The 12,073-nt window shown below is 70.9% G+C and carries 7 protein-coding genes; 4 read left to right on the top strand and 3 right to left on the bottom strand.

Translation table 11 applies throughout. The features are described from left to right. The first annotated feature begins 41 nt into the window (after positions 1-41). Together ABTX24_RS10795 and ABTX24_RS10790 are read left to right on the top strand one after the other, a co-directional pair. Positions 42-1,052, top strand: coding sequence for an ATP-binding cassette domain-containing protein (locus tag ABTX24_RS10795; RefSeq protein ID WP_350839447.1), 1,011 nt, complete (start codon positions 42-44; stop codon positions 1,050-1,052). Between the two features lies 1 nt (position 1,053). Beyond that, entirely contained in the window at positions 1,054-1,872 is an 819-nt protein-coding gene (locus ABTX24_RS10790; protein ID WP_350839445.1) for an ABC transporter permease, read from the top strand. 13 nt (positions 1,873-1,885) lie between these two features. Here ABTX24_RS10790 and ABTX24_RS10785 read toward each other — a convergent pair whose 3' ends face one another. Beyond that, the gene (locus tag ABTX24_RS10785; protein ID WP_350839443.1) at positions 1,886-4,873 is read right to left on the bottom strand and encodes an ATP-binding protein; all 2,988 of its coding nucleotides are present in this window, start codon (positions 4,871-4,873) and stop codon (positions 1,886-1,888) included. A 92-nt stretch (positions 4,874-4,965) separates the two neighbouring features. Between ABTX24_RS10785 and ABTX24_RS10780 the strand changes: the two genes are divergently transcribed. Next, positions 4,966-5,988 (top strand): threonine aldolase family protein, encoded by a 1,023-nt coding sequence (locus ABTX24_RS10780; protein ID WP_350839441.1) that lies wholly within the window; start codon positions 4,966-4,968, stop codon positions 5,986-5,988. 51 nt (positions 5,989-6,039) lie between these two features. Continuing rightward, positions 6,040-8,244 carry an acyltransferase family protein gene (locus tag ABTX24_RS10775; RefSeq protein WP_350839440.1) on the top strand — a complete coding sequence of 735 codons (2,205 nt, stop codon included), beginning with the start codon at positions 6,040-6,042 and terminating at the stop codon, positions 8,242-8,244. 57 nt (positions 8,245-8,301) lie between these two features. Here ABTX24_RS10775 and pheT read toward each other — a convergent pair whose 3' ends face one another. Together pheT and pheS are read right to left on the bottom strand one after the other, a co-directional pair. Next, positions 8,302-10,797: a phenylalanine--tRNA ligase subunit beta gene (gene pheT / locus ABTX24_RS10770; RefSeq protein WP_350839438.1), complete on the bottom strand. Its 2,496-nt coding sequence runs from the start codon at positions 10,795-10,797 to the stop codon at positions 8,302-8,304. Beyond that, entirely contained in the window at positions 10,794-11,915 is a 1,122-nt protein-coding gene (pheS, locus tag ABTX24_RS10765) for a phenylalanine--tRNA ligase subunit alpha (protein ID WP_160023830.1), read from the bottom strand. Before pheS ends, pheT begins: the two co-directional genes overlap by 4 nt. Between the last annotated feature and the right edge of the window lie 158 nt (positions 11,916-12,073).

Below are 12,073 nucleotides of genomic sequence, written 5' to 3'. Positions count from 1 at the left end.
GGTGAAGGCGCCCTGAAACCGGCGCCCCACACCCTGGGAGCATGACAACCACCACCGAACTGGCCGTCTCGGCCTCAGGTCTGGTCAAGACCTTCGGAGACTTCACCGCGGTCGACGGGATCGACCTCGAGATCCGCCGCGGAGAGGTCTTCGGCGTGCTCGGCCCCAACGGCGCCGGCAAGACCACCACCTTGAAGATGCTCGCGACCCTGCTCCCGATCGATGCCGGAAAGGCGGAGATCTTCGGGGTCGACGTCAAGGCGAACCCCCACCAGGTTCGTCAGCTCGTCGGCGTGACGGGGCAGTACGCCTCCGTCGACGAGAACCTCACCGCTACCGAGAACCTGGTCCTCTTCGGGCGCCTGCTGGGCATGTCCGGCAAGTCCGCCCGCGCCGCCTCGGAGGAGCTGCTGGAGTCCTTCGGGCTCCAGGAGGCCGCCAAGCGGCAGATCTCGAAGTTCTCCGGCGGCATGCGCCGTCGCCTCGACCTCGCCGCCTCGCTCCTGTCCCGCCCGCCGCTGATCTTCCTCGACGAGCCGACCACCGGCCTGGACCCCCGCACCCGGGGCCAGATGTGGGACACCATCCGTACGCTGGTCGCCGGCGGCTCCACCGTCCTGCTCACCACGCAGTACCTCGACGAGGCCGACCAGCTCGCCGACCGGATCGCGGTCATCGACCGCGGCGTCAAGGTCGCCGAAGGCACCTCGGAGCAGCTCAAGACCTCCGTCGGCAACTCCACGCTGCACCTGCGCCTGAGCGACAAGACGCAGGTCGCCACGGCCGCCGCCGTGGTCGAGAAGGTCACCGGCGATCATCCGGTGCTCACTCCCGAGGCGGGCGGGGTCAACGTACCGCTGGCCGATGCCGACCGAGCCGCCGACGTGCTCATCGGCCTTCGCCACGCCGGCATCTCGATCACCACCGCCAACGTGCAGCAGCCGACGCTGGACGAGGTCTTTCTCGCCCTGACCGGTCACGGCACCGACAGCCCCCAAGACCGGGCCCAGACCGACAACCACTCCGACATCCACACCGAGGAGGTGGCCTGAGATGGCTGCACTGATCTCCACGTACGCCGTCGCCGACCGCCCGCTCAAGACGCACCCCGGTGTGGGCGAGACGATCGCCCAGACGTTCACCATGGCCCGGCGCGCGCTGATCAAGATGATGCGCAACCCCGAGCAGTTCTTCGACGTGACGATCCAGCCGCTGCTGTTCACCGCGATGTTCGCCTACATCTTCGGCGGCGCGATCTCCGGTGACGTGAAGTCGTACCTGCCGACCATCATCACCGGCATCCTCGCCCAAACGGCGCTGACCGCCTCGATGGCGCGCGGCACCCAGCTGCGGGAGGACATGGACAAGGGCGTCTTCGACCGGTTCAAGGCGCTCCCGATCGCCCGGATCGCGCCGCTGGCCGGTCCTGCGGTCGCAGACCTGCTCCGCTACGGGATCGCGGCGACGCTGACCATCGTGGTCGGCCTGCTGATGGGCTACCGGCCCGGTGGCGGGGTCGGCGGCGTGCTCGCCGGCTGGGCGCTGACCATCTTCGCCGGCTGGTCGCTGAGCTGGATCTTCACCTGGCTCGGCACGATCATGAAGACCGCGGGCGGGGTGCAGGGCCTAGGCATGATGATCATGTTCCCGCTGACCTTCCTCTCCCCCGCGTTCGTACCGAAGGAGACGATGCCCGACTGGCTGCAGACCTTTGTCGACCTCAACCCGGTCACGCTGGTCATCAATGCCACCCGCGACCTGATGAACGCCGGCGACGTCACCCTGAGCGTCGTGTGGGCGCTCGTCGGCTGCGCCGCGGTCGTCGCGATCTTCGCCCCGCTCTCGGTGTGGAGCTACAGCAAGAAGCTCTGACCGCTCCCAGGTCTCACTCCAGGCGCGCGATGACGCCGCGGGCCTCGTCCAGCAGGGCGAGCCCGCGGCGTTCGCCGTACTCCTCGCAGACCCGATCCAGTACGCCCGGCGCGAGCCGGTTCGCGTCAGCGACCGCACGCTCCCAGCGCATGTCCAGGAACGAGCGGGAGTAGCCGAACCGGTCGGCCAACACGACCAGCCGCACCGACTCCTCGCGCGGCAGCGCGTCCCGCAGCAGGCCCCAGAGCCCGAGCGCGAGCAGCACCATGCCGGTGACGGGATAGTCCTGGGCTCGGCGCTCCTCGGAGACCAGGCGCGGCGCCTTGACCATCAGAGCCTCGAAGAGGTCGGAGCCCTCCGCGCCCTCACCGTGGCGGGCGCAGGCGACCACCGTGACCGCCTCGGCCGCCACGCGCCACGGCACCAGGTCGGCGTCGTCGGTGAACCCCGGGAACGGCATCTCGCCCATCGTCGCCACCACCTCCCGGAACAGCGCCAGCCCCTCGCCGATCCGCCCCTGGGCGAGGAGGAGCTGGGCGCGGGCGCCGTGGACGGCGCCGCGTGAGCCGAAGCCGCCGTGCGGCTGCTCGTCGGCGAGCTGGGCGAGGATCTCGGCGGCCTCCTCGAGACGGCCCTGCTCCACGGCGTACGTCACCAGGATGGCGCGGGTCTGGACGAGGTCGTCGTCGGCACCGAGACGGCGCAGGACCGGGACGGCCTCGCGGGCGTGCTCGGCCGCCTCGCCGAGACGGCCGAGCTGGGCATAGAGGCCACTGAGCTGGGCGTGCAGCATCGCCTGGGGCCAGAGGCCGCCGTCGGTGCCGGTCAGGCGCAGCGCCTCCCTCCCCGCGGCGACCGCACCCTCGGGGTCGCCGAGGTTCTCCCTCTCGTGGCTGAGGAAGGTGTAGGCACGAGCGCGTACGTCCTGGTCGGGGTCGTCGACCAGATCGGCCAGCTCGTCCTCCAGCGGCCGGCCGGCCCGGGTGCCGGTCGCGGATCCGGCGACGGTGCTCGCCATCGCCCGCATGACCTTCAGCATCACCCTGAGCTGTGGGTCCGCGGCGTCGGCGCCGATCCGGTCGAGGATCCTCATCAGCCGCTCGAGCCCGGAGCCGCCGGTGACGGCGGCACCGAAGAGCAGCAGGGCCAGGACGAGCCGGGTCTTCTCCAGCAGCTCGGGAGGCGGCTCCCACTCGACGAGGAGATCGGCGACCGGTCCGGCCAGCATGATCACCCGCTGGTGCTCGCCCGCGATGGTCCAGAAGACACCCATCGCGCAGAAGAGACGGATCACCGACTCGGCCTCGTCGTCGGCCAGGACCTGGCGCAGGATGTCGGCGAGGTTGCTCTCCTCGGCGCGCAGCTCGTCCATGGCGTCGAACTGCTCCGGGGAGTAGATCCGGCCGGCGCTCGCGTCGGCGTAGTCCCGTGCCCACGCGCGCTGGGCCGCTCGGGCCGCGGTCTCCTCGCCGGCGTCGATCAGCTGCATCCGGCCGAACTCGCGGACGGTCTCGAGCATCCGGTAGCGGGACCCCAGAGGTGCGTCGACGACGGTCAGCAGCGACTGGTCGACGAGCTCCTCGATCGCGGCGAACGTGTCGGCGCCGAGCATCGCCTCCGCGGCCGCGAGGGTGAACCCGTCGTGGAAGACCGAGAGCCAGCGCATCGCCCTCCGGTCACGGTCGGACAGAAGATTCCAGGACCAGTCGATGACCGCGACCAGGGTCTGGTGACGGTCGGGAGCGCTGCGGTCGCCACCGCGCAGCAGCTCGAACCGGTTCTCCAGCCGCCGCGCGATGTCGTCGACCGATATCGCGCGCACCTTGACCGCGGCCAGCTCGATCGCCAGCGGCAGGCCGTCGAGCCGGGTGACGATCTCGTCGACCCGGACCTCGTCGAGGTGGACCCCGGGCCGCGCGGCGACCGCACGGCGCCGGAACAGCTCGCTGCCGTCGTACGTCCCCAGCCGGCCGAGCGGGTAGACCCGCTCCGCGCCGATGGCGAGCGGGCTCCGCGAGGTGGTGAGGACGGTCAGGTCGCGCACCGTCGCGACCAGGAAGGCGACCAGGTCGGCGACGGCGGCCACGATGTGCTCGCAGTTGTCGAGGACGAGCAGGGTCGGCACGCCGTCGAGCTGCTGCGCGATCCGCGAGCGTACGTCGGCCCGCTGATCCGGAGTGAGCCGGTCACGGTGGGCGACCGAGTCGCGTACGCCGAGAGCCGAGCCGACCTCGCTGACCACGTCCTCGGGAGCGGTCACACCGACCAGCTCGACGAAATGGACGACCGGCTGCTCGGCGCCGTGGGCGATCACCTGGGCCAGGCTGGTCTTCCCCAGTCCGCCGGGCCCGAGGATCGTGACGACCCGCGAGCCCTTCAGCAGGGCGGAGACCTCGGCGGCGTCCTGCTCGCGGCCGATCAGCACGTCGGCGTCGTGACGCAGCCCCGAGCGCACCGGGCGGTCGCGCGCGAGCAGCTCGGCATGGACGGCCCGCAGCCGTGGGCTCGGGTCGACGCCGAGTCCGTCGGCCAGCCCGGTCCGGTACGTCTCGAAGCGCTCCAGCGCCGCTGGCACACCATGCACCGCGGCGACCGCCCGCAGCACCGCCTCGATGACCTCCTCGTCGGGGTCGAGCCCGACGAGCCGTTCGAGGAGCGGGAGCGCCTCGGCGTACCTCTTCTCGGCGGCCAGCCTCAGCGCCTCCGGTCGCAGCGACCAGGCGTCGACCTCACCGGCCTGGAGGTTGAGGCGGTAGCCCCGCGGCGTACGTTCGATGGCGCTGGACGCGGTCGCCGTCCGGGCCCGCGAGACCACCACCTGGAGCGCCTTCGAGGGATGCGCCGGGACGTCGTCACGCCCCCAGACCTCCTCGACCAGAGCAGCCTCGGAGGCACCTCGCGGACCGGCCTCGACCAGCGCGCGCAGCAGCGCCCGGGTCCGCTCGCCCGCCACCGGCACGCCCGCCCAGGTGACCTCGTCCAGCACACTCAGCGTCGTCACAGCCGCCATTCTGTCATAGCGATATATCGCGTACGTACGGGATTATCGGACCTTCCGCGGACGAGTGGAACCGTCATGACGAGAATAGAACCGTGACCGTCGAACTGCGCTCTGACAACGCCGCCTCCGTCTCCCCCGCGATCCTGGAGGCGATGGCCGCCGTCAACTCCGGCTCCGCGCTCGCCTACGGAGGTGACGAGGTCACCGCCGCGCTCGAAGCCCGCGTGCGCGAGGTCTTCGAGCACCCGACGGCGCGCGTCTTCCCGGTGCTGAGCGGCACCGCCGCCAACGCCCTCTCCCTGTCCGCCATGACCCCGCCGTGGGGCGCGGTGGTCTGCCACGAGACCGCGCACATCCTGAGCTCCGAGGGCGGCGCGACCTCCTTCCTCAGCGGCGGCGCGGTGATGACCGGCATCGCCGGCGAGGACTACAAGATGGCGCCGGAGGCGCTGCAGTCCCACCTGGACGGCGTACGTTGGGGCGACCCGCACCACTCCCAGCCGGCCGTCCTCGAGCTCACCTCACCGTCCGACTACGGCTCGGTCTACTCCGCGGAGGAGACCGCCGAGCTCACCGCGATCGCCAAGACCCGCGACCTTCGGGTGCACCTGGACGGCGCCCGCTTCGCGAACGCCGTCGTGGCCACGGGCGCGGCCCCGGCCGACCTCACCTGGCGGGCCGGGGTCGACGTGCTCTCGCTGGGCGCGACGAAGAACGGTGCCCTCTCGGCCGAGGCGATCGTCTGCTTCACCGACGCCACCGCCGACGAGCTGGTCTACCGCACCAAGCGCAGCGGCCACGTCACCTCGAAGATGCGCTACCAGTCGGCCCAGCTGCTGGCCTACCTCACCGACGACCTCTGGCTCCGCAACGCCCGCAACGCCAACGAGCGGATGGCGGAGCTCGCCGCCGGCCTTCGGACCGCAGGCGTACGCATCACCAACCCCGTCGACGTCAACCTCGCCTGGATGGATCTCCCGGAGGAGACGGCCGATCGCCTGGAGGCAGCCGGGGTGCTCTTCCACCGGCTCGGCGGCCAGGTCCGGTTCGTGACGTCGTGGCAGACGACGAGCGAGGACATCCGCAACGTCCTGGAGGTCCTGGGCAGCGCCTGATACCCGCGGGGGCCATCCGTGCTCGAGGAGAATTGCTAGCCTCTTCTGTCTATGTCTTCTGACATCTCGGTCCCCTCCCCTGCCCCCGCCGCCCCCACGGCTCCCGCCAAAGCCCCCGCAAAGCAGCTGCGCGGCGACGTCCAGGGGCTGCGCGCCGTCGCCATCCTCACGGTCCTCGCTGCCCACGCGGGGGTCTCCTGGTTCGCCGGCGGGTTCGTCGGCGTCGACGTCTTCTTCGTCATCTCGGGCTTCCTGATCACCCAGCAGCTCGTCGGTGAGCTCGGCCGCACCGGCCGAATATCGCTGAGACGCTTCTACGCGCGTCGGGCCCGGCGCATCCTCCCGGCCGCCACCTTCACGCTCGCGGCCACCGTGGTCGCCGCGGTGGTGCTCCTGGGACCGGCGCAGGTCGCCCCGCTCGCCGTCGACGCGGTCTGGGCCTCGGCGTTCGCCGCCAACATCCGGATGGCGGTCGCCGGGACCGACTACTTCCAGGCCGAGCTGCCGCCCTCGCCGGTCCAGCACTTCTGGTCGCTGGCAGTCGAGGAGCAGTTCTACCTCGTCTGGCCGCTCGTCGCGCTGATCTGCATCGTCCTGGCGAGCAGGATCGGCGCCTCCCGGGGCGGCGGCGAGCGTGACGGTCAGCAGGCCTCGGTACGGGCTCGCCGCTTCCTGCTCGCCGCGATCGCGCTGATCACCGTCGCGAGCTTCGTCTGGTCGCTCGTCCACACGCCGGGCGAGGCGACCGCGGCCTACTTCTCCTCGCTCACCCGAGCCTGGGAGCTCGGGATCGGCGCCGCCCTGGCGATCCTGGTCACCAGCGGCCGGGTGATACGACACCTAGCCGGTACGCCCCTGGTCCGGGAGGTCCTGGTCCTCGGCGGCCTCGCCGCGATCCTCTGGGCTTGCCTGGCCTACGACGAGTCCACCCCGTTCCCCGGCTACCACGCCGCGCTCCCGGTGCTCGGCTCCGCGGCGGTCATCCTGGCCGGCGCCACGCCCGCGGGTGACACCACCCTCGGCGCCCGGTTGCTGTCGCTCGCGCCGATGCGGGCGATCGGCGACTGGTCCTTCTCGCTCTACCTGTGGCACTGGCCGCTTCTGGTGATGCCGGAGATCGTCCTGCAGCGCGACCTCACCTGGCCCGAGCGTGGAGCCGCCGTCGCGGCCGCGTTCGTGCTGGCGTACGCCTCCTTCAGGCTCGTCGAGGCGCCGTTCCGTGAACGGGCGCTTTGGCGCCCGACCCGGCGCGCGCTCACCTTCTACCCGGTCAGCATCGTGCTCGTCGCGGCCATCGCGTTCGGCGGCACCGCCTACGCCGACTACGAGGCCACCCGTGGCTCCTTCCAGCCGGCGATCACGCTGGCCAGCGCACCCGCCGCCCCGCCGTCGCTGGACGAGCAGGAGGCGCTGGTGCGGGCCTCGGTGCTCGCGGCGCGTGACGACACCCCGATCCCGACCGAGCTGCGCCCGGCGCTCACCGAGCTCGACTCGCTCAAGCCGGGGCGCACCCGGTGCGACTACACCGACGACTCCGAGCGCGACCTGTGCGTCGACGGCGACCCCGGCGGCGACCGGACGATGGTGGTCTTCGGGAACTCCCACGCCCTGCACTGGGTCCCGACGCTGAACCAGATCGCGAAGGAGCACGGCTACCGGGTCTACTTCCTGGTCAAGAACCGCTGCGTCTCCGCCTCCATCACCACCGACCGAGGTGGCGAGAAGGATCCCTACACCGAGTGCGACGACTTCAACCGCTGGGCCTTCAAGCAGTACAGGCGTCTCGACGCCGACCTGACCGTGGTCTCCACCGCCCCGCCGATCCAGGGCGTCTACGACGAGAACGGCGACTGGGTCGGCGAGAGCCGCAAGATCGACGACCTGATGCACCCTGCCTACACCGACTTCCTGCGCCGGGTGGACAGGCACACGAAGCGTACGGTGCTGATCCGGGACATCCAGGGCTTCGACACCAACGCCGGCACGTGCCTGTCCCGGCCCGGCGCCACGCTGGGCGACTGCCTGATGGGCGTGGTCGAGTCGCGGGAGCGGTCGATCGACGTCCAGGTCCGGGCCGCCGAGGAGGTCGGTGTCGATGTGGCCGACATGAGCTCCTACTTCTGCTGGGACGGCTCCTGCCCCGCTGTCGTCGGTGACACCATCACCCACTACGACGGCACCCACATGTCACGCCAGTACGCACCGCAGCTCGCCGAGCCGCTGGCCCGCCGCATGGGTCTCCGCGACCGCGGATAGCGACGAGGAGGGCCGCTCGCGACGATGCGCGAGCGGCCCTCCTCGTTCAGTCGATCCTCAGCGCTGGACGGCGCCGGTGAGCTCGGCCGCCTTCGCGACCGCCGCATCCCGGGCCGCCGCGGTCTCCTCGGCCTTCAGCGTGCGGTCGGGAGCGCGGAAGCGCAGCGCGAAGGCGAGCGACTTCTTGCCCTCGCCGACCTGGTCGCCCTCGTAGACGTCGAAGAGCCGCACGGTCTCCAGGAGCGGGCCGGCTCCCTCGCGCAGCGCCGCCTCGACGGCGGCCACGGTGACGTCGGTGGACACCGTCAGCGCGACGTCCTCCTTCGCGACCGGCATGGTCGAGAAGACCGGGCCGGCAGCGGTGGCGGGCACCTTCGAGATCAGGAAGTCCAGGTCGATCTCGACCGCTGCTGAACGGGCCGGCAGCCCGAACGCCTTGCACACGTTGGGGTGCAGCTCGCCGGCGTGGCCGAACTCGACACCGTCGACGGAGACGACCGCGCAGCGACCCGGGTGCCACGGCGCCCGCGAGGCCGAGGCGACCTCGACAGGGACTCCGAGCTCGGTGCCCAGGCGGCGTACGACGTCGATGGCGTCAGCCCACGACGCGGTCTCGGCGGCACCCCACCAGCCGCCCCGCGCACGCTCCCCGGCGAGCACGACGGCGAGATGCAGCGGCTGGCGCGGGATCGCGGCGAGCAGCTTCTCGAGCTCCTCCTCGGTCGGACGCCGGTCGACGCCGTAGATCGGCGCGGCCTGGTCGACCGGGAAGGCGACGGTCGCGGTCTCGAAGAGGGAGACCCCGTCCTGACCTCGGGAGACGTTGCGGGCGGCGACCTTGAGCAGGCCCGGGAGCAGCGTCGTGGTGTAGCCCGGCTCCTCGCTGCTGAGCGGGTTGGCCAGCTTGACCGTGTGCCGCAGCACGTCGTCGGCGGGCATCCCGAGGCGATCGAAGTCGGCCTCGCCCACGAACGGGAAGTCGACGACCTCGACCAGCCCGGCGCCGGCGAGGGCACGCCCGATCCGGCGGCGCAGCTGCTGCGCGCGAGTCAGGCCGCCACCGGTCGCCCGGCGCGGCAGCACCGAGGGGACCTTGTCGTAGCCGACGATGCGGGCGACCTCCTCGACGAGGTCGTAGGGGTCGTTCAGGTCGGTACGGTAGGTCGGAACGGTCGCGGTGAGTGTGTCGTTCTCGACCTTGACCTGGGCCCCGATCAGCTCCAGACACTTGACCACGGTCTCGTCGCTGAGGTCGATGCCGATGATCCTCGCAGGCAGCGAGGTCGGGATCGTGATCGTGGTCAGCGGCTTACGGGTCTCCGGCGAGGCGCCCGGACCGACCTCGGTCACACCAGGCTCGACGACGCCGCCGCCGTGCTCCACCAGAAGCTCCACGACGCGATCGGCGGCGATCGGCGGCAGCAGCGGGTCGACGCCTCGCTCGTTGCGCTTGCCGGCCTCGCTGGTGAGCTTGTGCCGGCGGCCGGTGCGGAACATCGAGCGCGGGTCCCAGTGGGCAACCTCGACAAGCACGTCCGTGGTGGCCTCGGAGATCTCCGTGGAGGCGCCACCCATCACGCCGCCCAGCCCGATCGGGCCGGTGTCGTCGCAGACGACGAGGTCCTCGGGGTCGAGCTCGCGCACGGTGTCGTCCAGGGTGGTGAGCTTCTCGCCCTCATGCGCCCGGCGGACCACGATCGGGCCAGTCACCTTGGCCTTGTCGTAGGCATGGATCGGGTGACCCAGCTCGAACATCACATAGTTGGTGATGTCAACGCCCAGCGAGATCGAGCGCACTCCGACCTGCTCGAGGCGCTTCTTGATGAACTCGGGTGTCGGAGCGGTCGGGTCGAACCCGGTCACCGTGCGAGCGACGAAGTAGTCGCAGCCGGTCTCGTCCTCGATTCTCACCGGGTAACCGTCGCCGTTGGCGAGCGGAACGTCTCGCTGCGCCGGGTCGTGGAACGGTACGTCGAAGCCGAGCGCCGCGTCCCGCGCGATGCCGCGCATCGACAGGGCGTAGGCACGGTCCGGGTTGATCTCGAACTCGATGACCTCCTCGCCGAGCCCGAGCACCTCGCGGGCGTCGGTGCCAGGCGCGGGAGCGTCGGCGGGCAGCACGATGATGCCGTCGGCCTCCTCCCCCAGCCCGAGCTCGCGCGCGGAACAGATCATTCCGGCCGAGATGTGGCCGTAGGTCTTCCGGGCCGAGATCTGGAAGTTCCCGGGCAGCACGCCACCGGGCAGGATCACGACGACCTTGTCGCCCGGCTTGAAGTTGTGCGCTCCGCAGACGATCCCCTGCGGCTCACCGGTGCCGTTGGCGTCGCCCACGTCGACGGTGCACCAGTTGATCGTCTTGCCGTTCTTCTGCGGCTCGGGCACCTGGGTCAGCACCTGGCCGACCACGAGCGGCCCCTCGATGCCCGCGCCGGAGGTCTCGATCGCCTCCAGCTTGAGGCCGAGCGCGGTCAGCCGGTCGGTGATCTCCTCGATGCCGAGACCCTCCGGCAGGTCGACGTACTCCTTGATCCAGGAGAGGGGGGCCTTCACAGTTCACTCCCGAATGCAGTAGTAAGCCGGACGTCACCCTCGAAGAGGGTGCGCAGGTCGGACAGTCCGGTGCGGAACATCAGGGTGCGGTCGATGCCCATGCCGAACGCGAAGCCGCTGTACTTCTCCGGGTCGACACCGCACGCGACCAGCACGCGCGGGTTCACGATCCCGCAGCCGCCCCACTCGATCCAGCCCTCGCCCTTGCAGGTGCGGCAGGTGACGAGCTGGCCGTCTCCGGCGTCCACGACCTGTGCGCCACGGCAGACGAAGCAGGTCAGGTCCACCTCCGCCGAGGGCTCGGTGAAGGGGAAGTACGACGGCCGGAACCGGGTCACGATGCCCTCGCCGAACATCTGGGTGGCGAAGTGGTCCAGGGTGCCCTTCAGGTTCGCCATCGAGATGCCCTCGTCGATGGCGAGGCCCTCGACCTGGTGGAACATCGGCGAGTGGGTCGCGTCGTACTCGTCGGTGCGGAAGACGCGTCCCGGGCAGACCACGTAGATCGGCGCCTCGCGGGTCAGCATGGTGCGCGCCTGGACCGGGCTGGTGTGGGTCCGGAGAACGACATGGTTCTCGGCCGGCTCGGTCCAGAACGTGTCCTGCATGGTGCGGGCCGGGTGGTCCGGGCCCAGGTTGAGGGCGTCGAAGTTGAGCCACTCGGCCTCGATGAGCGGACCCTCGGCGACCTCCCAGCCCATCGCCACGAAGATGTCGGCGATGTACTCGGCGCCGGTGGTGAGCGGGTGCCGCCCACCAGCCGGGAGCCGGTCGGTCGGGAGCGTCACGTCGACGGTCTCCTCGACCAGCATCCGCGCCTCGTGCTCGGCCTCGAGCACCTTCTGCCGCGCCGCGAGCGCCTGGTTGACCGCGCCGCGCGCCTTGCCGACGCGCTGGCCGGCATCCTTGCGCGCCGCCGGCGGCAGCGCGCCGATCTCGCGGTTGGCCAGGGCCAGCGGCGAACGGTCGCCGGCGTGATCGAGCCGTGCCTGCTTGAGCTCCTCGAGACTGGTCGCGGCGTCGATGGCCTTCAGCGCGGCGTCGCGCGCGGCCTCGACCTCCTCAGCCTTCAAGGGGGTGACCTCTACCGGGTCATAGTCGGTGTTGGGACCGGACATCACTGGCTTTCGTCGCATCGAGTGTGTGAGCGACAGTCTAGGAATCCGGCGGCCCGTGACGCGAACCGGTAACCGGTGAAGGGTGTCGCCGGACCAGATTTAGCCGACCGAATGGTGGGCCCCTCTGGACAGCCTCGGAATTAGTTAGGCTAGCCTCA

This window comes from Nocardioides sp. NPDC127514 (genome assembly GCF_040302125.1).
Classification (GTDB): Bacteria; Actinomycetota; Actinomycetes; order Propionibacteriales; family Nocardioidaceae; genus Nocardioides.
Note: the sequence above shows the minus strand (reverse complement) of the source record. Positions and strands in the feature narration are given on the sequence as shown.

Bases quoted from the DNA above. Each gene is read 5' to 3' on its own strand.
- ABTX24_RS10795 (WP_350839447.1), top strand. From the start codon at position 42: ATGACAACCACCACCGAACTGGCCGTCTCGGCCTCAGGTCTGGTCAAG.
- ABTX24_RS10790 (WP_350839445.1), top strand. From the start codon at position 1,054: ATGGCTGCACTGATCTCCACGTACGCCGTCGCCGACCGCCCGCTCAAG.
- ABTX24_RS10775 (WP_350839440.1), top strand. From the start codon at position 6,040: ATGTCTTCTGACATCTCGGTCCCCTCCCCTGCCCCCGCCGCCCCCACG.
- pheS (WP_160023830.1), bottom strand. From the start codon at position 11,915: ATGTCCGGTCCCAACACCGACTATGACCCGGTAGAGGTCACCCCCTTG.